The sequence below is a fragment of the Paenibacillus sp. LHD-117 genome (genome assembly GCF_030929555.1).
In the GTDB taxonomy this organism is placed as follows: Bacteria; Bacillota; Bacilli; order Paenibacillales; family Paenibacillaceae; genus Pristimantibacillus.
On the sequence record NZ_JAVFVT010000015.1, the window covers coordinates 98,128 to 120,471 of the forward strand.

The following is a 22,344-nucleotide window of genomic DNA, read 5'->3' on the forward strand; positions in this document are numbered from 1 at the left end:
TGATAATCATCCATCATCCAATGCGTATATCCATGACGGGTTTCGCCTTCACGGACCGAAACTCGCACCAACCCTCCGGAGGCACCACTTCCTTCGACTCTACATACACCTTGTCGCTCTTCAGACGTTGCGTGACCGAAAACTGGAGGAGGATCTCTTCGCCAGACCGGAGGTCACGTCTAACGTCAACTTCCCAGGGGGTCCCATTCCAATAGTGATCGGAGAGGATCTCGCCTCCCATAGACAACGAAGCCCGGTCGCCCGCATATTCGATCTTTAATCGAACGCCTTTCATTTGTGCCGGAAGCGGAGAAGCCGCTGTGACAGACAGAACGAACACCCTTATCCTCCTAAACGTATCAGGAGTGCGCTCAGACAAGCTCGGAAGCTCGCGTATATTGACGTTCAGCAGGCAAGAAGGAGATTGGAAACCGATTCGGGTCCATATTCCGTCTTGATTCGGACGGTGCAGATACTCACCGTACGTTTCCAAAGTCTCAAGAAGAGGAGGGTATACCCATACATCGTTGAGCTCATCCGGCGAGCCATATATACGAACTCCATCCGCTACAGGTAACAAGCCTTGCGAGCCGGTCACAATCCGTTGTAATCCTTGCCAATCCACCTTGATAGCAAGCTTCGCGAGTTTATCTGACAGGCTTAGTATCCGCGCGCACCGACCGTCCGGATATTCGACTTTGAAGATCCCAGACGTTCCCGGCCCGCATCGGACACCTTCTTCGCAGGGAGACGATTCAACGCCATGCAACTGCGTCCCTTGTGGCCAGACATACTCAGCCTCAATTCCTTCATGGATGAGGAAGACCCATGTCGGCTCACTGCCTTCCAGCCTCATAAGCGGCTGAGCTGTTGCATGAACGAGACGGATACCTTCGAGATCCATGCCAAGCGGCCAGAAACCGTAGCAGCCTGACGGAATGGAAACGGGTTTCTCCGGTAGCATCAGCGTTCGACCGTCATAGTGAAGCGCAAATTGCAACGGTTCCGTATCGCCGCATGATTGATTACGGTGGTAGTTGTTCCAGAATAGCCAACCGGAACTGCCGTCCCAGCGAGCAGCATAACGCGGCGTCGTCGTGTCTGACATGTTACGAGGCTGTATTGGTGGGAAGACGACGACAGTCGGGGCAAAGCGATCCCCGAAATCCAACAGGAACTGATGCAGGGGCCGAAGCGCATAGAACGCCTCCGACAGTTGACCGAATTCACGAATCGGGGCCTGAAAATCGTAGGAATATTCAGGATAGTCGTTCGGGTAGCCCGTTGCTTTCGATTCCTGGGTTGGCCCGGCCTCATCAACCGGATTCGTTCCGCCATGATACATATAATAACCCGGTAAATTATTGCCGCTTCCCATTCGTACGAGCGCAATCGATGCGACGTCCTCCGGTCGGATAACGGGCCGCCTATGCCAAGTCATTTGCACCCCTCCGCCCAGTTCGCACGTGGCAAAGGGATACCGGTCGAGATCCGGACGACTAAACTCGCTGCGAATCCCCACGGTGTCGAACAGGTCGTTACCGATCTGCGAATCGTTGCGCACGCCATGGAAGAAATAGTGAGGACTTGGCGGGAGCGGGTCGGTATGCGGCTCCCACGGTGCTTCCGGATAACCGCCGAATACCGGGATGAATTCCTCCTCCGGGAATCGTGTGCCTCCGTCCCCCGACCATCCTGTTACGGTCCAATATGGGGTGATCAGTCCGGCTTTGACGGCCATCGATTTAAGCATCCCAAGATGTTCCGGATGATCCGACAGCTCATTCTCGATTTGAATGCCAATTACCGGTCCACCCTGGTGATGCATCAAACCTTGAAGTTGTGCGGATAGCGAATTGAACCACCTTTGAACAACACTCAAGTACAGTTCGTCGTTCGTGCGTGTATTCGGCATGCGTGCAACCCAATCCGGAAATCCGCCGTTGCGCACTTCTCCGTGTATCCAAGGTCCGATTCGAGCCCAAAAGTAAAGACCGAGTTCTGCGCAAAGTTTAACGAAGTTTCGCAGATCCCGATTGCCATCAAAACGGATTTGTCCAGGATGTTCCTCATGGTGCAGCCATATGCTATAACTAGCCACAACGGTGATACCGCCTGCGCGCATTTTTAGTAGCGCATCCCGCCACTCGTTTTGCGGCACACGAGTGTAGTGAATTTCTCCCATTATGGGTACCCATGGTCTGCCGTTACGAGTGAAGTAACGACTATTTACGCTGAGCAACTCTCCTTGCGGCGAAATACCGCCCATCCGCAGATGTCCTTCCGCTGGCTGAAGAACGTCTGTCGGCAGAGGAAAATGATAGATTGTCACGACTTGCCCAACTCCTCCCTAATTACCCTTTTACTGCCGATCCTACCGTAAGCGAGCGTTCCACCTGTTCAGAGAACAGCAGATAGATGAGCACGGTCGGCAGACTGGCGATCGTCATCGCTGCTCCCATCGCGCCCCAATCGGTCGTGAACTGCCCTTGAAAAAAAACAAGACCGAGCGGCAGCGTCTTGAGTTTTTCATCCACAATGAGGATAAGCGCCATCGGGAATTCATTCCAAGCCGCCAGAAAAACAAAAATCGAAACCGTGGCTACCGCAGGCTTCATAAGTGGCAATATAATGCTCCAAAATACGCGATAAATGCTAGCTCCGTCTATACAACCGGATTCTTCTAATTGATAGGGAAGCGAGCGAAAAAAACCGTAAAACACTAACATTGAGAACGATAGATTAAAGGCGATATACGGCAAAATTACCGCTTCGTATGTGTTAGAAATGTGCAGGTCGCGCATCAAAATCGATAACGGAATCATAATGACCTGTATAGGGATAAACATCCCTGTGAGCAAATAAGTTCGCGCGACATTTTGAAACCGCCATTGCATACGCGCCACAGCGTATGCGAACATGAGCGCAATCAACACTGTGACTGCCACCGTAATAGTCGATATGAAGAGACTGTTCATAAAATAGCGCGGCACGTTAAAGGTGGATAAAGCCGTTTGGTAATTTTCCCACCTGAAGCGTGTCGGGAAACCAAACGGATTTGACGTGAAAATCTCCTGGTTATTTTTCAATGAATAAAATAGCGTCCAGATTAACGGGTACAGACAGATAAGCGCATTGAGCCACAATATGCCTCTGAGAAAAGGGTGTTGGAACTGTCTAGATCGTATTATCATTGTCGCGTCACCTCCCTTAGTACGTTAATTGTTCGCGAGCGACAACACGATTGATGATCGCGATCGCCGCCAAACATTGGATGACTAAAATAACGGCAACCGCGCAGCCGTAACCAAATTCGTTGAGTCGGAATGCGGCACGATACATCATGAAAGTCAAGGTATAGGTAGAAGTTCCCGGTCCTCCGCCTGTCATGAGCATCATATTGGCAAACGCATTGAGCCCGCCAGTAACCGACATCACCAAACAGAGCTTATAAGTTTCAGCCAATAACGGCATCGTGATACGGAAGTAAATCTGACGTTTGTTGCATCCATCGATTAAAGATGCTTCAAAGAAATGCTCCGGAATGGCTTTGATGCCAGCGTACAGCAAAGCGAATTGATAACCCATGTACTGCCAAGCATTACTCAGCGCAACTACGTAAATGGCTGAATTCGTGTCGCTCAGCCAACTCTGCCGAAAGGAGAAGCCAAGTGAGGCCATAAAGGAGTTGAACATGCCGTGATCGGGATCCAGAATAGAGTTCCATAATTGGGAGACGACCGTAATCGACAGCACGACGGGAAGAAAATAGACCGATCTCAGGAATCTCATCCCTCGCATTCTGATACTGGTCATCGCAAAAGTCAAGAATGACGCACCGCCAATTTGCACGAACATCAGCACGAAAGCGAATATCAACCCGTTACGTATCGATGTCCCAAATAAATCGTCTTCCATGAGGCGCCGATAATTGTCAAATCCGATAAATTGACTCACGGTCAAACCGTCCCATTCGAAAAAGCTGCGATAAAAAATTTGCACGAATGGGTAGTAAACCATTAATGAAAAAACAAGGAGCGCAGGCAATGTAAATATCACGATCGCCATCGGATTTTGAAAAAACCTTCTCATTCACTCTCATTCCTATTCATAAAGGCCTCGCATGATTAAGAACATACGAGGCCTCGTTATTGGGAATCTAAATAAAATCAAATGAATTATTTAGCCTCTTTCTCGACTACCTCTATCGCCTTGTCAATGTTTTTCACAAAGTCGGCTGCAGCGCCGCCAGCCACTAGCTTTTGCGTTTCATCCTCTAATGCGACTTTAATCTTGGCGTTAGATAGACTCCACGAGAATGCAGTCGTTGAAGTTATGTTGCTTAATTCACCATTCAACCGAGTAAACATTGGCGCGAGCGGATTTTCCGGCGCTTTCGTTACTTTCGTCGCAACGATCGGATTGCCGCGGAGCGTAACTTTTCCTTCGGCTATCTTGAGTGCCATGAAAGCAGCCACCTTTGCCGCCAGTTCCTTGTCTTTCGTTTTTGGGTTTACCGCAAAACCGCCATAGGAGTTGCTGCCGCTGAGCGCAAACTTGTTCTTCTCGTAGGAAGCGGCGTCCTGCGATGGATAGTACATATAGTCAACCTTGTCGCCCATTTTTTTAGTGGATTCGGTTATTTCCCACGAACCATTCAAGAACATAGCCGCCTTACCTTCATAGAACAGTCCTGCCGCTTGATCATAGTTCATTAACGGAGCGCTTTTGGATAGAAGGCCCGCCTTCACCAGTTCATCCATTTTGGCTGCAGCGTGTGCATAAGCCTCGTCGCTCGCTTTGCCTTTTAGTTCGTCCAGCTTCTTGACGCCGCCGGTGTCATAGCGAGTTGCGATCAAATCGAACAGCGCCATGGTAATCCATTTCTCCTTGCCGAAGAGAGAGAGCGGCACGATGCCGTTGGAATTAAATACTTTTGCCGCCGCGATCAGTTCGTCAAAAGTCGTCGGCACTTTGACACCGTACTTTTCGAACAATTCTTTGTTGTAATATAGGAGCACCAGGTCGTTGCCCGAGACAGGAAATCCATATATGTGCTGGTCGTCTGCATACAGCAAATTTTTGCTACTCGGGAGCAGCTTGCTTTCAAAGTCGAATTGGTTTACATACTCATCCAATTGCAAAATATTGTTCGATTTGCGAAAAACATTGATCACGTCCGTGTTGGCACTGAAGATGTCCGGTAAATTGCCGGAAGCGGCATACGTTTTAAGCTTCATATTATCGTCCTGAGCCTGGATGTCCAATTCCAGTTCGACGTTCGGCATTTCTTCCTCTAGCGCTTTTTTGGCATAGTCGAAAGGTATTTTTTCGTCGTCCGCCGAGTACCCTGTGTAAATTCTCAGCTTGACCTTCTCACCGTTATTCGCCGGTTCGCTCGAAGCGGATGCGGTTGCGGAAGACGAGCTGACGGAAGGCGCCGGTGAATCTTTTGCTGTCTTGTCTGATGTGCCGCAGGCAGCCAGCGCTAGCATCATGACGGCAGCCAGCACGGCAGCGACTGCTTGTTGAATTTTCTTCATTCGTATATTCCCCTCACTTCAGTATTGTTGGGCAAGGCTTGTCCCTACCCTTGTTCTAAGTATATAGATCGGGGTTTGAAGCCAGAAGAAACAAAACGACACTAGTTTGCATTTTCCGATACTACTTTTCCGTCATCTTCAACTGTTCGTATTCCCGGGGAGACACGCCGAAATGGCGCTTAAAGCATTTGCTGAAGTATCCCGCATCGTTATAGCCCACTTCTTCCGCAATATCAGCAAATCGAATGCCGCCGCCTGTCAATAGCTCGCTTGCCTTCTGCATGCGCACTTGCGTGAGGTGATCGCTCACCGTCAAGTCCGTTTCTCTTTTAATGATACGACGCAAGTAACTGGCGTTGATATACAAGGAAGCTGCGATATCCTCCACCATCAATTCAGGATTTCTGTAATGCGTCCTTATGAGGGCAAGCGTATCCTCGACGATTTGGCGCGAGCGAGTCGATCGCTTTCCGCTTCGGAAGGCGATGACTTGGCTATAGAAACGGCAAAGCCAGTCTGCCGCCTCATCAAGAGATGGATTGGCTTCCGCTTCGGCGAATGGGAAAAAACCTTTGCCGAATACATCCTCCAACCGGCAGTTCATCTCTGCTAAATAAGACATGCAAAGCGAAACAAGCCCCGCAATTAAACCTCGGGCTGCATCCGGTGAAATATGACGTTCTTTGACGGTGCGAAACAATTCCCGAAGCTCTGCATTCGCCGACATTTCATCCCCGGTACGAAGTGCAGTCAGAAGCCGCTCATGGCAATCCACCGAATAGAAAACTTCAGGGTTGCTGTTCAACTTGTCGTAAACGAGCACCCGGCCTTCGCCAAGCGTAACCCGGTGTTCCAGAGCTTGGAGCGCTTCCCTCCAGGACATCCAGAGTTCACAGGTATCAGATACGGTTCTTCCAATGCCGACAGACACCGACAGTTTCAAATAATGTTTAGCTGCCTGAACGATTCGTTCTGCCAGAAGAAGAACACGATCTTCTTCCGGATCCGATACAAGCAGCAGAAGACGATCTTCCTGAGCCGGAACAACCTCCAAGTTGGCTTCCCGATCTTTAAGATGGACAACAATATTGCTTACGGCATACTTCCAAAGCGATACCTGGTCAGGGTCCGGCCATTGCTGATGCAAGCGATCTATAGAGATGGCAATGGCTTGCCACTTGGACGCATGTTTGGGCATGCCGAATCTTTGGAAGCCTTGCAGGCAAGCCTCTTTTTTCATACCGTTGCGTACGAGGAGATAATTCAAGAAGCGTTCTTTCAGAATGTCGGAGTCTCTGGTCGCCGAATTACGTTCCAGCAATAATCGGTCAAGGCGCGTCTTGGCAGTCAGAAGCGTGCGATAAAGCTCATCCCGGTCGAACGGCTTCAGCAAGTAGTCCTCGATGCCAAGCCGTAGTGCCCGCCGCGCATACTCGAACTCATTATGGCCCGTCACCATAATGATCGTACAATCCGGGTACTTCTCTTTGAGAGACTCCGCTACCGCTAATCCGTCGATAATCGGCATGCTAATATCCAAAAGGGCAATATCCGGTTTGTGACTTTCCAGCAGTGTCAGCGCCTCTTCACCGTTACGGGCTTCCCACATCAACCGCATTCCGAGCGTGTCCCATTCGGCGGCCGTTCTCAAATAATCACGGAACAGCGCCTCGTCATCAGCCATCATCACGTTGTACATGATTCTCCTCCTTGCCTAACGGCAACCTCAACATAACCGTAGTCCCCTCAGATCCGCTAACAATACTTAATCCGACGCTATATCCAAAGTATAACCTTAGCCTCTTAACGACATTAGCCACCCCGAAGCCTCTGTCCGGCGTTCCAGCAAGGAGATGATCTCGTTGTTCGTTCGTCATGCCTCTTCCATTATCCTGAACGATTAGCAATAGCATCCCATCGGTCAACTCGCCTTTAATTCGCACCACACCGGGCCAGCCAGTTGGCTTAATGCCATGGTATATTGCATTTTCAACGAGCGGCTGAAGCGTTAGTTTGGGAATGATGATCGGTTTTGAAGCCGCCGGAATGCTAATTTCGTAACCCAACACATCGGAATATCGATAGCCTTGAATGATTAAGTAGGATTCAACCAATTGAATCTCTTCCTGGAGGCTAATGAGGTCCTTGCCCCCGCTTAACGCGCCGCGGTAGAACGAAGCGAGCGCTTTCGTCGCGTCGCGCGCCTGCACCGGTCTGTTCATGTCGCACAGCACATAGATCAAATCCAGGGTATTGTAGAGAAAATGCGGCTTGATTTGCTCATTCATTAAAGTAAGCTCAGTCTCCCGCTTCTGCCGTTGTTCATCGGCGACTTGTTCAATGAGTTTACGGATATGGAATACCATGCTATTGAACCCTTGAGCCAAATATCCAAATTCATCTTTCTCCTTGCGGTCGAGTCGAACATGAAGCTCTCCGTTGCGCACTTGCCGCATGTGAGTGTGGAGCTGCTTTAGCGGCCTGCCGATCATGCGGGAAAGGAAGTATGCCCCGGACAGCGCGAGAATGAGACAGACCGTGCCCGTGCCGACAATCAGCTCATTGTTGCGGCGTAGCTCTTTGGTCAAGTAACGCAGAGGCGTGCCGCTCTCGAGGGTCCATGATGTACCTCTGACATTGACTCTTGTTACAAGGAAAGTTTCTCCATTCACCTCTTGCATGGCGCTGTCTCTGCCTTTCGTCCACGCTTGTCCGGTCGGTTGAATGGTTGACAGCAGCACCTCGCCTGGACGATTCGTCGCAATGACTTCTTCCTGCTCGTTAAGCAACCGATAGTATCGGCCTTGCGTTTCACCGATTCCTTTGAATTGGGCCGACAAATCCCCCGTTTTAATCACAAGGAAAAGGTAACCGAGCGTATCTCCTGTATTGATATCAAGTACTTTCTTGCCCAATGTGACGACAGGCTGGTGCGAATCAACCGTCAGAAAGTCGCGGATCTCCTCTCTAAACCGAACCGTCTCTCCACTAGTCGCTTTGATCTCTTCCAGCAAGGAACTCGTCAAAGCTTTCATGCTGTTTACTTCCATCTTCGGGTTATCGGTAATCAGATCCCCCTGGATATCCATAAAAGCAAGAGCGTCAATATTCTGAAACGTGGCTTTGGCAAACTCGAGATGATTCAGAATCTGAGTCCGTCTCTCGATGGGGAGGGAGGGAGTACTATCGCGAAGACGATTGTAAAGAACGACATTATTCACCCCAGTCAGTACCATGTTCGCGCAGCTCTCCGCCTCATTGAATGTCCAGCCGATTCGTGCTGAAATGAGGTGCGAATCGTCGAGTACAGTGCGGGTCGTCTCGGAAATGTACGTCTTCGAGAACAGTTGATTGGATATGAGTCCGAGCAGCAGAAATGGGACCGCCACCACCGGGAGATAAACGGCTATAATTTTGCTTCGAATGCTACTGTCTCCGAAGCGTGTCCATAACCGCTTCTTGGCGTGCTTCCATTTCAATATGTTCATCTCCGGCCTCCGTCTGGTAAGGCGAATCAAACGCAAGAATGCGGAATTCAAGCTTGTCCGATTACTAGTTGAAAGATCCTATTATATCACGGAAACCAGCCACAGCGTTTCCGCTCTGGCTGGCATTTCCCCCGGCTCTTTTGTGTAAATCCAATATCCTCTTTCTACAGCGCTAACGTGATTCGGTCTATATCCGGGGAGTACCCGGTTGCATTGCTAAAACGTAAAGTATTCGAGCCTGCAGCTAGCGTTACCGGAACGACGACCGTACTGACGGTGCTCCAGCTTCCGCTGCCAGGGAAGTTAATCGCCTGAGCAGGTCCGCCGTTGATGGATAACGAAGCTGAACGGGCATCGGCTGTGATATAGGAAATCGTCAACTGATAAGTGCCAGCGCTGCTAACCTGCACATTATTAAATTGCAAATAGTTTGCGCTACCATTACCGATATAGCCTACGATCTTACCTCCCGACGCAGTGCTTTGATCCATTATGCGCGCGTTGCCCGCCAGCGTGTTCGTGGCCGACTCTGCCTCTAGAGCAATTTCATTGGCGTTCAGAACGGTTATTTTGTCCAGATCCGGCGCGAAACTTGAAGTGTTGGCGAATGTTAAGGTATTGACGCCAGCTTGTAGTGCAACCGTCACGTCCATGAACCCTGTCGTACTCCAGCCTCCGGTCGAAGGGAAGTTCAGCGTCTGCGGAGCAGCGCCATTCACCGACAGGGTAGCTGATCTCGCCTCTCCGCTCACATATGAAATCCGAAGCGTTTGATTGCCTGCGGAAGAGGCTGTGACATTCGGGAATGTCAGTTTATTAGCGGCATTGCCTCCAATGTATCCAACCACCCGATTGTTCGATGCGTAGGCAGCCTCGCTGATACGCGCAGATCCTCCGATTATGTTTATTAAACTCTCCGCCTCGTAACTCGTTTGAGGGAGTGATGCCGGAGTGCCCCCCTTAACGATAAGACCTACCGTCGAGTAAGCGGGAAGAGCGAGTGTCTCTGACAACGCTCCGGACGCTACCGTTCGGGTCAGTGTTTGGGACGGGGCGCTCGCGTCGTTCGTCTCCGATGCGGTATACACCTCAACCGTAACGTTGCCGCTAACCGGCAGGTTGGTCAAGTTTAAGGTAATGCTGCCAGTCGTACCTGAATGATTAACAGCAAGTGCCACGGGCTGCCCTGCATGGTTAACGATGCCTTGCGCCTGTGATACGCTGGTGTAGGTCGTAGAGCGCAACCCATAATTGCCTGCTCCCAGACCCATCGCGGTTGAATAGAGTCGCCAGGTTCGGTTGAATGGCTGCATGGTGGCGGTATTGGTCGTGCTATTCCAGCTATAGGCGCCATGACCAACTTCTGTCCAAGCCCAGTAATCGTCATTCACAACATTAGTCGGATACAAGGTATAGTAGGCTCCGCCCGCTACTCCGTCCCGCATTAGCTTCATGAGCTTCTGCCCATGATAGGAGATCCCTTCGCGTCCGGCCACCTCCGGTGGAGCTGATGCGTTATTGGGCGTCTTGTTCCATTCGTTCATGAATATTGGAATCGTCCGGTCTCGGCCTTGTGCCGCAATAAACCGGCGAAGCTCGTCGATCCGGTCGAATCCGCCATACTCGTAATCATGAACGGAAATAAAGTTTAAATCATTCGAGGTAATGCGGCTGTCACGCAATAGACGCCCAATCGTGCCGAAGTCTCCTCCCCACGTGTCCTCGCCAGGACCGCCTATCGGAATGATGGCACTAATAGATCGAATCGCTTTCGCCGAGTGGTAATATTGATCAACAGCCGCCTCTTCCTTGGTGGCGTACGGACTGCCAGTCAGAACAATATAACCGTGAGGTTCGTTCAAAAATTCCATCATATCCAGATTGTTCTTAAGCCGGTCATATACTTTGGCCACGATATCTTCATAGACATCCCAATCCTTTGGTACGCCAGCCTCCGTTCCGCTCCAACTTAGCCACTTCGGCAGTTCGAATATCATGCCCATTGTCTTGAAGCCTTTGGATTTGGCAAGGCTCGTCCAACCCTCATAGCGTGTAAAATTCCAGTTGGCCGGGTCCTGAACCTGATTTACATTGTTTTTGTAATCATTCAGCGTAATATTAGCCGGCAGAATATCCTGAAGCCTAAGGTCGGCACGCATGAAAACCAGCCCTGTATCATCGAGTTTGTTCCAGGCATCCGTATGCGTTCTTGTCGGAAAGTGAGTACCCCCGATAACGTCTGGGTAGCCGGTCCCAGTGCTGCTGGAATAGTCGATCGTTGCCGTGCCAGTCGCTGCAAACACTTGTGAAGGCTGAATTCCGACGATGACGGTCAGAACTGCAACCGTAGCAAGCGTCAGCATGGCAACCCGCTTACCCATACTTAGAATACGCTTACATTCTCTCATTTAAAAACTCCTCCGAAATTAAATGTTGTATACCCGGTCCGTTCGGGCCCTGGAACAGAGAGGGCATGCGTCCGCTGGCGTCTGCAACAGCGGTACTTGCACTATACGAGAAAACGATCGAAATCACAACGGATTTTTCGCTACGAATTTGGAATTTACGACACATGTCTCTTCGAATACTTGGAAGCTCTATTTTATACGCCGTCCAGAACGTCCTGACGATTTTCTGGTCCGTCGCCGGCGCCGTGCACAAGCTCACGCTTGCTCCCGAGGGCGCATAACACTATGGAGTTACTCCTGACGAAAGGGGAATTCGAAATTAATAAATGGCGGTGCAGGAAGCCCCCTTTTTTATTACCAATTTTTTTTCATTCAAAATCCCGTCTTCGGTATTTCCTACGGCATATATGGGAAAGGTGAGCAATGCCCCGATGCCACCGGATACACGGTGCGATGGGTTCTGATGATCTCCTGTACAAATGGATCATACGGCCTGTGGCACACATCCACGATGCCGATCTGATAATTCTCACCATCGAAACGCCCAAGCTGATCGTTGTATTGGAAATAATGAAAGCCGACCAGTTCCGGTATCACCAATCCGTTCTCCACGAAATACCGATAGGCGCTTCCACGTTCGGCCTGCGTGTTTACCGCTCTGATGCCATCCTTGCTGCTTGCACTTGAATGTAACCTTCGCTATTTTCGAGCCCGTGGTATAGTGCGTTTTCTACCAGCGGCCGAAGAATGAACCGCGGAAGCTGTACCATGTCCAGCCCAGGCTCTACTTGCATCCGAACATCGAATGCATAATCATACCTCAATCTCTGCAGCTCAATATAATCCCCGATAGCGGCAAATTCGTCATCAAGAGTAACGATCATGCTTTTTTTCCCAAATTATAATGCAACACCCGTGTAAATATTGTAACCAGCTTCGCGATATCGCTCTGACCGTGCATCCGCGCGAGCCATTGAATCGTATTCAGCGTATTGTGAATGAAATGAGGATTGATCTGAACGAGCAGCTTCTCCACTTCGAGCTGACCCCGCCTCTTCTCCTCGTATTTAATCTCCGCAACCAGTTCGACGGTCCGATCTCTCATCTGCTCGAAATTGCGAAAGACGGACTGAAATTCAGCCAGGCGGATATTCGGCTCGGATTGATCGGACAGATTCAAGGTAAACCTCGTAATCACCTTATTCATCTGCCGCAGAGGTCGGCTAACCATAAGCCATATCAGCCAGCCCATGAGCAGGCTGAGCAAGAGCGAACAGATGGAAACCCATAGAAACTGGTACCACTTTACGGTTTCCCGTTCATAATCCGTATCGAGTACCATTAGATTCAGCTTCCAGCCTGCGTCGCTACGGATTGGAAGTTGCGGTAGCCCCCGTTTTCTTCGGACATATCGCTGTAATGCACGGCTCCTTCCGCGCTTGTCATGGTGTGATATACATTAAAGTCCATCGCTTTGCGCTCGAACATTCCTTGCAAGACGGACGAGATTTTAACTTCCATATAGGAAAAAAAAGGATTTCCATTGTTGTCCTCCATCTTGCGAACCAATCGCTATTGGTGGCTTAGCTTTGCCTTTCCAAGCAGGATTTCCACCTGCTAAACTTCACAACCTAGGCTTGGTCGCACCGAAAGTTGAGTTAGTTACTTCTGCAAGGCTCTTTTTATTTTGAAGAAAAGATTGAACAAATCGCTTGCACCTTACGTAACGTAAGGTTTTATAATGAGGATACCGGTGATCGAGCTAGCGACAAAGAACGGAGATGATTAATGAAACGATATTGGAAGGTCGGGGATCTGGCCAAGCTGACGGGGCTAACGGTGCGCACGCTGCGCTTCTACGACCAGATCGGGCTGCTCTCGCCGTCGACTTCCACGGAATCGGGACATCGGCTCTACGACGACGAGGATTTGTCGCGGCTCTATCGAATTGTATCGCTGAAGGAGTTGGGCCTGTCGCTCGACGAAGTGAAGGCGGCACTGACGGGCCGCGGAATTGACCCGCTCGAGGTCGTCGGCCTGCAGATGGAGCGGGTGCTGGAGCAAATCCGGCGGCAGCAGAAGCTGCTGGATCAACTGAGGCACGTGTCTAAGCTGATGAAAGGAAAGGAGCAGGTGACGGTCGACGATTTCACCACGCTGCTACAAGCGATGAAGAACGACTACGAGAAGCCGATCCTGAATCGTCGACAAAGCTGGGAGCAACGTTTTGGCCTGCTGGGGATGTTCTTAGCGGGCGGGGATGACAAAACAAACAATAAAAAAGAAGAAAACAAGGAGGATTAAGATTATGAAAGAAAAATTTGTAAACCACGGAACATTCGTAATTGAAAAAACTTATCCGGCATCCAGGGAGCAGGTGTACGAAGCAATGGCTGACGCTGAAGCCAAAGCACGTTGGTTCACGAAGCCGGAAGTGTTCGAATTCCGGGTAGGCGGACGGGAATTCAGCAGCGGTGAAACGCCGGACGGCGGATTGTTCACGTTCGACGCGACTTATCAGGAGATTGTGCCGCTCGAGCGGATTGTTTATACGTACGTGATGGACCTTAACGGCGTGCGGTTCTCGGTATCCATTACGACGATCGAGCTTGCAGACGCGGATGGCGGCACGAAGCTGACCTTTACGGAGCAAGGCACCTTCTTCGATGGGCTCGATGTGGTGGAGAATCGGGAACACGGGTCGAGGGAGCTGCTGGAGCTGCTGGGCAATTCGCTTACTCAGAGCTGAAAAGCCGTTGCGGCGGAGGACGACGCCGACCTAGCTCCCGGCGAATTGGAGTTTGCCCATTCACGCTGGTACGACTCCCCAAGGGAAGAGGTTTACCGGGCGTGGGCGCAGCCGGAGCTGCTGACGCAGTGGTGGGGGCCTAACGGCTTCACGAGCACGTTCCGCGAATTCGACTTCCGCGAAGGCGGCTCCTGGCGTTTTACCTTTCACGGACCGGACGGCAGGGATTATCCGAACGAGAACAAGTTCATCGAGATCGAGTCGGGAGAGCGTATCGTACTGGAGCATCAAGGCGATCCTGAGTTCCGGTTGACGGCGACATTTACCGAGAAGGGCGGTCGGACGCGTGTAACATTCCGTCAGCAGTTCAAAGACGAGATGATATTCGAGCAAGTGAAATCGTATTACCCGGCCTGCAACAAGCAGAACCTGGACCGTCTTCGAGCTGGTGCTAGAGGGACAGCGCGTATTATAACTGCGGGGAAGCATGCCGCGTAAACAGCATCGGCCTAAGAACGTTGGAGCGTTCTTAGGCCGTTTTTCCGAGTCTAACACTTTATTTACTTCTGACACAAGATTGTTAGGTGTAAAAAAACTCTGGTACCACTTTTGTTGATTTTATTGGGTTTGCCGCGGCACGTGATAAACACGAAAAATAAAAAGTCAGGAACCACCAAAGATTACCATAAAAAGAAAGTTGGGAACCAATTTGTTCGTTTTTTTAATCGTTGACCCCTGAGACACATGATTCAAAAGGAACAAAAATATAGAAAATAGAATCTACATAAATGGGAGGTCTCTCATTCAACAATACGCTTCCTCGCTACAGTGAATGTCTGATGTCTGTTCAATAGAGAATGCGTCAATACTACTAGGTATCATGATTAATAGGATGGTAATGAATGCGCACATCGAGTCGTTCCATAGTGTATTGGAGGCCGAGTGCCTGCAGCGGCACGAGTTCATGAGCTACCAAGAAGCGTACGACACGGTGACGAAATACATCCGCTTCTACAATGAACGGCGGATGCATGGCAGTCTGTACGATCAAGCGCCCGAGCAGTACCGTGTTGCCGCGGCGACTGGTGAAGTGGAGCCTTTAATCGTGAAAGTCTGAGCAATTTTAAGCAATACTGAGGAGCACGTACGTTAAGTGTCCTAGACTCAAGAATTCAGGGGTTGAACCGCTTCTCCGCGAAAAAGATTTGATACGTATATACTAGCGTGGCTACCTTCGCTACTTGCAGCAAGAAGTCCTTCATTGTGGTCATCATCGTTTGGCCACCTTTGTCGTGTAAAAGTTAAAACGGACTTCTTTCATTATCGTCCAATGTACGGATCGCTGCGAGAATATTCACCTTGTTCTACTGTAAAGCGGCTGGAGGGCAAAAAAACATCCCCCGTTCGGGGGAGAAAACGCTGAGCGGCAGGATACACGCTTTTTCTTTATTACGCCTCCGGTTTCCTGCGCGCGGAACGCCCCCCATTTGGGGTTCATCTCCCCCTAGGCAGTCCACCAAAAAAACGCAACCCTTCTCAGGTTGCGTTGTGATTATTATTTGGTGGAGCCTAGGGGGATACGACTCGCACAAGCTCGTCTATCCAACATGGGATGTCCGAATCTCGATTATATAGCTGACGAAGCTTATTCGGCGAAGACTTTTAGCGGTTGATTCAGACGCCGTGCTCCTCCGCCTTCGGCTCCGTCCGCGCGGACGAACCCCTGACCTCATCGCTGCCAGCGATGCGCTCTCCCATACGAGTCGGTTTCACACCCAAAAAAATCCCCGCCTGAAAGGATTGTACTCCACCCAGGCTTGATTTTTTAGGGATTGCTAATGGTTATCAGTCCGTCATTCCAAACGCTTGCAGCATCCTAATAAACACAACCGCCGCCTGTGCGCGGGTCGTTTCACCCTTCGGGCTGAACGTATTTGTATCTGTGCCTGTCATGATGTTAAGCTTGACCATCAGGCGAACATCCTCCAGATAGGCCGCGTTCACACTTCCAATATCCTTATAGCCGTCCAAGCTTACAAATTCCTTGGACATCGGCAGTTTCTCAAGAGCAATAACTGCCGCCAGCATGCTCGCCATTTCCTCGCGGGTCAGTGGTTGATCGGGCTTGAAACTATTGCCGCTGACGAAGTTCAATAGTCCAAGCTCCTTCGCTTTGGCTACCTCTTCGAAGTACCACGCTCCTGACTTTACATCGTCATAGGACGATGTGTTGCCGATTGATGTGCCTCTTCCCAGCGACCGGACTAACATGGCGGTAAACTCCGCTCTTGTAATCGTTCTGTTCGGATCGTATTTTCCGCCGCCAACCCCGTCAACAAGCCCTTTCGCTGCTGCAAGATCAACATACGATTTGCCCCAATGCTTCAGCACATCGGTAAAGTTCACGGCGTTTTCCGCTACGACGTAAACGCTGTTCGAATTAGAGGCAATCAGCGCATACCATACTCCGTCAATTTGAACCATTCGAGCGGGGACGAACTCGAATTTCTTGGTCATTTCGTTATAACGGAATGCACCCCATTGGACAGGCACGCTTGACCTATCTTTCGGCATTGGGATTACTCTAGTTAGCGACTTGCTGAACCGATCTGCCGACCCGATTGTTTTTCCTGTTTTTGTATTAATGATCACGATATGAAAATCCACTATCGCGCCTTTGACTATGCCATTTGGAACGCTGTTTTTAAATGCCGCTTGGATGTCCTTATTGCCAGACTTGTCGGTCATGGTGATCTTAAAGCTGACATCCTCGGCTTTAATGTTGTTTGCATCAAGCAGCTCCTGCAGTCCCGGAATAAGCGAAGCTATATTAACTGGCACTTGATAGCTGCCGTAGTGAGTCTTGATCTCGATGAAAAAGTCAGCGTTTTTGCCAGCAAAGCCGGTTAAAATGCTTGCCGGAATGCTGACATAGGCCACGCCGTCCTTCGGAGATACTTCAAGCACGACTGACGGCTTCGTGGTGTCGACGCTATCCGGGTCTACTGCCGAGCCATTTATGTCGATAACAGGATTGATTACAGCAGGAGTTGAGCCGCTGCCACTGTTACTAACAGCAGGCGTCGTATCGCTCACCGTAATCGCAAGCGTCTGCGCCGCTCCACCGCTGAACGTAAACGTCAAGCTTGTCGTTCCGACCGGCTGTGCCGCCAAGTACGCCTTGTTGATCGTAACCGTACTGCCCGACACGGAATAGTCCGTTCCCTGCGCCAAAGTCGTCGCGCCGTTGGCGATGCTTGTCAACGTGTTGCCGTTCAGCGTCAATGTCGTCGATACATCCGCATTCCCCGCCGCTCCGGCGTATTTGTCGAAGCTCGCGCTCGTCGGGCTGATCGTGCTCGTTTGCGGCGTCGTATCGCTCACCGTAATCGCAAGAGTCTGCGCCGCTCCACTGCTAAACGTAAACGTCAAGCTTGTCGTTCCGACCGGCTGTGCCGCCAAGTACGCCTTGTTGATCGTAACCGTGCTGCCCGACACGGTATAGTCCGTTCCCTGCGCCAGAGGCGTCGCGCCATTGGCGATGCTTGTCAACGTGTTGCCGTTCAGCGTCAATGTCGTCGATACATCCGCATTCCCCGCCGCTCCGGCGTATTTGTCGAAGCTCGCGCTCGTCGGGCTGATCGTGCTCGTTTGCGGCGTCGTATCGCTCACCATAATCGCAAGCGTCTGCGCCGCTCCACCGCTGAACGTAAACGTCAAGCTTGTCGTTCCGACCGGCTGTGCCGCCAAGTACGCCTTGTTGATCGTAACCGTGCTGCCCGACACGGTATAGTCCGTTCCCTGCGCCAGAGGCGTCGCGCCATTGGCGATGCTTGTCAACGTGTTGCCGTTCAGCGTCAATGTCGTCGATACGTCCGCATTCCCCGCCGCTCCGGCGTATTTGTCGAAGCTCGCGCTAGCCGGACTGATCGTGCTCGTTTGCGGCGTCGTATCGCTCACCGTAATCGCAAGAGTCTGCGCCGCTCCACTGCTAAACGTAAACGTCAAGCTTGTCGTTCCGACCGGCTGTGCCGCCAAGTACGCCTTGTTGATCGTAACCGTACTGCCCGACACGGTATAGTCCGTGCCCTGCGCCAAAGTCGTCGCGCCGTTGGCGATGCTTGTCAACGTGTTGCCGTTCAGCGTCAATGTCGTCGATACGTCCGCATTCCCCGCCGCTCCGGCGTATTTGTCGAAGCTCGCGCTAGCCGGACTGATCGTGTAGTCAGGTAAGACGGTAAATGAATAGGCGGCTACACCTGCCGGAACCACAACCTCCTGAGCTTCGAGAGCTAGAACATAAAGCTCGTGCTGACCGTACGTGATAGATGACACCATTCCTGTCCAGTCTCCGCCAGACGGATTCGCACGAACCCATGTTCCTTCCGTGGTATCGAGCTGGAAATACACGCCATGCACCACTGAGGCATACGGGCTATAAGCATTGGACACCTGGAATGTAAAAATTTCATCCGTGCCGTACGCAATGTTGCCGGGCAGTGGCATAACTCCAACTTGCAATGGATTCATTGTACGCCCGGCGCCGTCTATGACTGTCACGTTAGCGCTGTTACTGTTGGCAACAAAGATTTTGTTCGTCACCGGATTCACCGCGACTGCCATGGGTCTGGTTCCCGCAGCTACCGTCGTCGTGTTGCTCGCGCCGTCAATGACCGTCACGTTGTTGCTGTTACTATTGGCCACATAGATTTTGTTCGTAACCGGATTCATCTCGACTGCCCAAGGATTGCTTCCCGCCGCTATCGTCGTCGTTGTGTTGCTCGCACCGTCAATGACCGTCACGTTGTTGCTGTTACTATTGGCCACATAGATTTTGTTTGTAACCGGATTCACCGCGACAGCTACAGGATAGTTTCCTGCCGCTACCGTCGTCGTCGTGTTGCTCGCGCCGTCAATGACCGTCACGTTGGCGCTGTTACTATTAGCCACATAGATTTTGTTCGTAACCGGATTCACCGCGACAGCTGCAGCAGCATTGGTTCCCGTAGCTACCGTCGTCGTCGTGTTGCTCGCGCCGTCAATGACCGTCACGCTGGCGCTGTTGCTATTGGCCACATAGATTTTGTTCGTCACCGGATTCGCAGTGATCGCAGTTGGATAGCTTCCCACCGCTACCGTCGTCGTCGTGTTGCTCGCGCCGTCAATGATCGTTACGTTGTGGCTGTCATAATTGGCGACATAAATTTTGTTCGTCACCGGATTCACCGCGACTGAAATTGGATAGTTTCCTGCCGCCACCGTCGTCGTCGTGTTGCTCGCGCCGTCAATGACCGTCACGTTGGCACTGTTATAATTGGCCACATAGATTTTGTTCGTCACCGGATTCACCGCGACTGCCCAAGGAAAGTTTCCCGCCTCTACCGTCGTCGTCGTGTTGTTCGCGCCGTCAATGACCGTCACGTTGTTGCTGTTACTATTGGCCACATAGATTTTGTTTGTAACCGGATTCACCTCGACAGCTGCAGGATTGGTTTTCGCCGCTATCGTCGTCGTTGTGTTGCTCGCACCGTCAATGACCGTCACGTTGTTGCTGTTACTATTGGCCACATAGATTTTGTTTGTAACCGGATTCACCGCGACAGCTACAGAATAGTTTCCTGCCGCTACCGTCGTCGTCGTGTTGCTCGCGCCGTCAATGACCGTCACGTTGGCGCTGTTACTATTAGCCACATAGATTTTGTTCGTAACCGGATTCACCGCGACAGCTGCAGCAGCATTGGCTCCCGTAGCTACCGTCGTCGTCGTGTTGCTCGCGCCGTCAATGACCGTCACGCTGGCGCTGTTGCTATTGGCCACATAGATTTTGTTCGTCACCGGATTCGCAGTGATTGCAGTTGGATAGCTTCCCACCGCTACCGTCGTCGTCGTGTTGCTCGGGCCGTCAATGATCGTTACGTTGTGGCTGTCATAATTGGCGACATAAATTTTGTTCGTCACCGAATTCACCGCGACTGAAATTGGATAGTTTCCTGCCGCTGCCGTCGTCGTCGTGTTGCTCGCGCCGTCAATGACCGTCACGTTAGCGCTGTTATAATTGGCCACATAGATTTTGTTCGTCACCGGATTCACCGCGACTGAAATTGGATAGTTTCCCGCCTCTACCGTCGTCGTCGTATTGTTCCCGCCGTCAATGACTGTCACGTTGGCGCTGTTACTATTGGCCACATAGATTTTGTTCGTCACCGTATTCACCGCGATTGCTGCAGGATTGGTTCCCGCGGCTACCGTCGTCGTCATGTTGCTCGCGCCGTCAATGACCGTCACGTTATTGCTGTTATTATTGGCCACATAGATTTTGTTCGTAACCGGATTCACCGTGATTGCCTGAGGCTTGGTTCCCGTTGCTACTGTCGTCGTTATGTTGCTCGCGCCGTCAATGACCGTCACGTTGTTGCTGTTCATATTGGCGACATAGATTTTGTTCGTAACCGGATTCACCGCGACTGCCCAAGGACTCGTTCCCGTCGCCACGGCATTCAAACTCGAATCTGCCGAAACCGCTTGAGGCGCCAAATGAAACGTAGCAATCAGAAGAGAGACTGCCAAAATCGATTTAAGCAAATAAGTAGAACTGCTTCTGAGTTTATTCACCATAATGCTCCGATAAGTCCGATTTAGTTCTGTTTTCATTAGTTTGCTGCTCATCCCTTCACTTTTGATCTTCTTGCTCCTTGAGATTTTCTCCCAAGTAAATCTTTCCTTCCAGTTACATGCGAGTCAATGACCCCCACTTAACTATCGTTTGAAGTGGGAGCTTGTAACGACCCGATCGTACAAACGTCTCTACGACTCCGATCTTTTGGCGTTCCAAAGAACGTGGTGTTACATCCTCGGTTAAGCATACGCCTACCGATGAGCAGACTGACAGCTACCCTGCAAGCCTAGTCATGCTAAGCCTGCACCTTCAAGAAGGTACTCTTTTCCCTTCAGACAGAGATTCATCGCACCGATCCGGTCATCATTACTTTCATAGCCACAGGCCAGGCAACGGAATCGATGCCCCCGTTTATCCCGATTTCCTTTTGCCGTATGGCCGCATACCGGACAGGCTTGCGAGGTGTGCTTGGGATCTACGGCAATGGTCATCGCCTTCGCAAGCTGCGACTTGTACGTCACCATCTCGCGAAGCTGGCGGAACGCCCACGATACCGTTACATATCGATGTTTTCGCCTGACCTTTTCCGTTGCACCCCGAATCCCTGTCAAATCCTCCAGTACAAACAATGTATTCGCCCCATATCGGGTCACGAGTGCCCTACTAACTTGATGATTCACATCAGTCATCCAGCGGTTTTCTCGTTCTCCGATTTGCTTCAGCCTGCGACGGGACGACGGCGTTTGTTTGCGTTGCAGCTCTGAACGCAACCTTTTGTAGTTCGCTCGTTTTTGTTTGAGCTCCCTTCCTCGAAAGAATACGGTTTTGCCATCACTGTCATACGCGGTGGCTACAAAGTTGATGCCCAGATCAACGCCCACGACTTGTTCGATCTCCGTCCGCTCAGGGACAGCTATTTCTTTCGACACGGGAATATGCAAATACCACTTCCGCTTTTTACAGACCAGCTTAGCTGTCCCGAATGTCCAAGAACCGTCGAAATAAGCTTCCATTCCTTTCGCTTCGAAAGGGACTTTGATACGGCCCTGCAGCGTATTGACGGAGAACAGTTGAGCGCCCAGGTTCAACGAATAATCCCGATGCCAGACCAGATCATATTCCGGCTTCTTAAAGCGTACCAACGTCCAGGCATGGCCGTTACTCCGGAGGGTCTTGTATCTGGCAATCGCGGTTTTCATCACCGACTGGGCCATTTGAGAGCGCAGCCCCAGCGTGCTGCGAAGGGAATGATACGTCATTCGGTGCAGGGCAGACTGCCCGAGCTCTCTCGTATCGAACACAAGGGCAGAGACAAAATTGCAGCCTTTCCGAAAAGCGGTCATCGTCTGATACAGCGCCTCGATTTGGCTTTCTGACGGTTTTATTTTTATTTTTGCCGTTACAGTTACGATCGTATGTTCGCCCCCTTTCTATCCTTATTTTAGCATAGTAGGGAGAACAAAAACATACAAATTCTCATTCAGGCTAACGCCTGACGCCCATTCCTCCCCCGCTTACAGAAGACGGGAGTATCCTGGGC

General features: G+C 50.9%; 16 protein-coding genes. 4 read left to right on the forward strand and 12 right to left on the reverse strand.

Going from position 1 to position 22,344, the window contains the following annotated elements; genetic code table 11:
• Positions 1 to 13: 13 nt before the first annotated feature.
• From RB620_RS13740 to RB620_RS13785, 10 genes are all read right to left on the reverse strand, one after another.
• A complete protein-coding gene (locus RB620_RS13740; RefSeq protein ID WP_308095169.1) occupies positions 14 to 2,332 on the reverse strand; it encodes a beta-galactosidase in 2,319 nt (772 codons plus the stop codon).
• A gap of 22 nt (positions 2,333 to 2,354) precedes the next feature.
• Positions 2,355 to 3,089 carry a carbohydrate ABC transporter permease gene (locus tag RB620_RS13745; protein ID WP_308095171.1) on the reverse strand — a complete coding sequence of 245 codons (735 nt, stop codon included), beginning with the start codon at positions 3,087 to 3,089 and terminating at the stop codon, positions 2,355 to 2,357.
• Positions 3,090 to 3,210: 121 nt separating this feature from the next.
• Complete coding sequence (locus RB620_RS13750; protein ID WP_308095173.1) at positions 3,211 to 4,092, reverse strand: carbohydrate ABC transporter permease; 882 nt, start codon at positions 4,090 to 4,092, stop codon at positions 3,211 to 3,213.
• An 86-nt stretch (positions 4,093 to 4,178) separates the two neighbouring features.
• Positions 4,179 to 5,543: an ABC transporter substrate-binding protein gene (locus tag RB620_RS13755; RefSeq protein WP_308095174.1), complete on the reverse strand. Its 1,365-nt coding sequence runs from the start codon at positions 5,541 to 5,543 to the stop codon at positions 4,179 to 4,181.
• A 121-nt stretch (positions 5,544 to 5,664) separates the two neighbouring features.
• Positions 5,665 to 7,242, reverse strand: coding sequence for a response regulator (locus RB620_RS13760; RefSeq protein ID WP_308095175.1), 1,578 nt, complete (start codon positions 7,240 to 7,242; stop codon positions 5,665 to 5,667).
• Positions 7,220 to 9,031, reverse strand: coding sequence for a cache domain-containing sensor histidine kinase (locus tag RB620_RS13765; RefSeq protein ID WP_308095177.1), 1,812 nt, complete (start codon positions 9,029 to 9,031; stop codon positions 7,220 to 7,222). Before RB620_RS13765 ends, RB620_RS13760 begins: the two co-directional genes overlap by 23 nt.
• Before the next feature lie 164 nt (positions 9,032 to 9,195).
• On the reverse strand, positions 9,196 to 11,439 hold the full coding sequence (locus RB620_RS13770) for a carbohydrate-binding protein (protein ID WP_308095179.1): 2,244 nt from the start codon (positions 11,437 to 11,439) through the stop codon (positions 9,196 to 9,198).
• Between the two features lie 396 nt (positions 11,440 to 11,835).
• Positions 11,836 to 12,036: a hypothetical protein gene (locus tag RB620_RS13775; RefSeq protein ID WP_308095181.1), complete on the reverse strand. Its 201-nt coding sequence runs from the start codon at positions 12,034 to 12,036 to the stop codon at positions 11,836 to 11,838.
• Positions 12,037 to 12,319: 283 nt separating this feature from the next.
• Positions 12,320 to 12,781, reverse strand: coding sequence for a sensor histidine kinase (locus RB620_RS13780; protein ID WP_308095182.1), 462 nt, complete (start codon positions 12,779 to 12,781; stop codon positions 12,320 to 12,322).
• A 5-nt stretch (positions 12,782 to 12,786) separates the two neighbouring features.
• Positions 12,787 to 12,996 carry a hypothetical protein gene (locus tag RB620_RS13785; RefSeq protein ID WP_308095183.1) on the reverse strand — a complete coding sequence of 70 codons (210 nt, stop codon included), beginning with the start codon at positions 12,994 to 12,996 and terminating at the stop codon, positions 12,787 to 12,789.
• Positions 12,997 to 13,227: 231 nt separating this feature from the next.
• Here RB620_RS13785 and RB620_RS13790 point away from each other — a divergent pair, with 231 nt between their 5' ends.
• From RB620_RS13790 to RB620_RS13805, 4 genes are all read left to right on the forward strand, one after another.
• Positions 13,228 to 13,743 (forward strand): MerR family transcriptional regulator, encoded by a 516-nt coding sequence (locus RB620_RS13790; protein WP_308095184.1) that lies wholly within the window; start codon positions 13,228 to 13,230, stop codon positions 13,741 to 13,743.
• A 4-nt stretch (positions 13,744 to 13,747) separates the two neighbouring features.
• Positions 13,748 to 14,188, forward strand: coding sequence for an SRPBCC family protein (locus RB620_RS13795; RefSeq protein WP_308095185.1), 441 nt, complete (start codon positions 13,748 to 13,750; stop codon positions 14,186 to 14,188).
• A gap of 45 nt (positions 14,189 to 14,233) precedes the next feature.
• A complete protein-coding gene (locus tag RB620_RS13800; protein ID WP_308095187.1) occupies positions 14,234 to 14,686 on the forward strand; it encodes an SRPBCC domain-containing protein in 453 nt (150 codons plus the stop codon).
• 400 nt (positions 14,687 to 15,086) lie between these two features.
• Entirely contained in the window at positions 15,087 to 15,305 is a 219-nt protein-coding gene (locus RB620_RS13805; protein WP_308095188.1) for an integrase core domain-containing protein, read from the forward strand.
• 728 nt (positions 15,306 to 16,033) lie between these two features.
• Here the strand turns inward: RB620_RS13805 and RB620_RS13810 are convergent.
• Together RB620_RS13810 and RB620_RS13815 are read right to left on the reverse strand one after the other, a co-directional pair.
• Entirely contained in the window at positions 16,034 to 20,839 is a 4,806-nt protein-coding gene (locus RB620_RS13810; RefSeq protein ID WP_308095191.1) for a X2-like carbohydrate binding domain-containing protein, read from the reverse strand.
• A 255-nt stretch (positions 20,840 to 21,094) separates the two neighbouring features.
• Positions 21,095 to 22,216: an RNA-guided endonuclease InsQ/TnpB family protein gene (locus tag RB620_RS13815; protein ID WP_308095230.1), complete on the reverse strand. Its 1,122-nt coding sequence runs from the start codon at positions 22,214 to 22,216 to the stop codon at positions 21,095 to 21,097.
• Between the last annotated feature and the right edge of the window lie 128 nt (positions 22,217 to 22,344).

Coding starts and splice junctions, on each gene's coding strand:
- RB620_RS13770 (WP_308095179.1), bottom strand. CDS start 11,439: ATGAGAGAATGTAAGCGTATTCTAAGTATGGGTAAGCGGGTTGCCATG.
- RB620_RS13795 (WP_308095185.1), top strand. CDS start 13,748: ATGAAAGAAAAATTTGTAAACCACGGAACATTCGTAATTGAAAAAACT.
- RB620_RS13765 (WP_308095177.1), bottom strand. CDS start 9,031: ATGAACATATTGAAATGGAAGCACGCCAAGAAGCGGTTATGGACACGC.
- RB620_RS13785 (WP_308095183.1), bottom strand. CDS start 12,996: ATGGAGGACAACAATGGAAATCCTTTTTTTTCCTATATGGAAGTTAAA.
- RB620_RS13750 (WP_308095173.1), bottom strand. CDS start 4,092: ATGAGAAGGTTTTTTCAAAATCCGATGGCGATCGTGATATTTACATTG.
- RB620_RS13810 (WP_308095191.1), bottom strand. CDS start 20,839: ATGAAAACAGAACTAAATCGGACTTATCGGAGCATTATGGTGAATAAA.
- RB620_RS13755 (WP_308095174.1), bottom strand. CDS start 5,543: ATGAAGAAAATTCAACAAGCAGTCGCTGCCGTGCTGGCTGCCGTCATG.
- RB620_RS13790 (WP_308095184.1), top strand. CDS start 13,228: ATGAAACGATATTGGAAGGTCGGGGATCTGGCCAAGCTGACGGGGCTA.
- RB620_RS13780 (WP_308095182.1), bottom strand. CDS start 12,781: ATGGTACTCGATACGGATTATGAACGGGAAACCGTAAAGTGGTACCAG.
- RB620_RS13760 (WP_308095175.1), bottom strand. CDS start 7,242: ATGTACAACGTGATGATGGCTGATGACGAGGCGCTGTTCCGTGATTAT.
- RB620_RS13805 (WP_308095188.1), top strand. CDS start 15,087: ATGAATGCGCACATCGAGTCGTTCCATAGTGTATTGGAGGCCGAGTGC.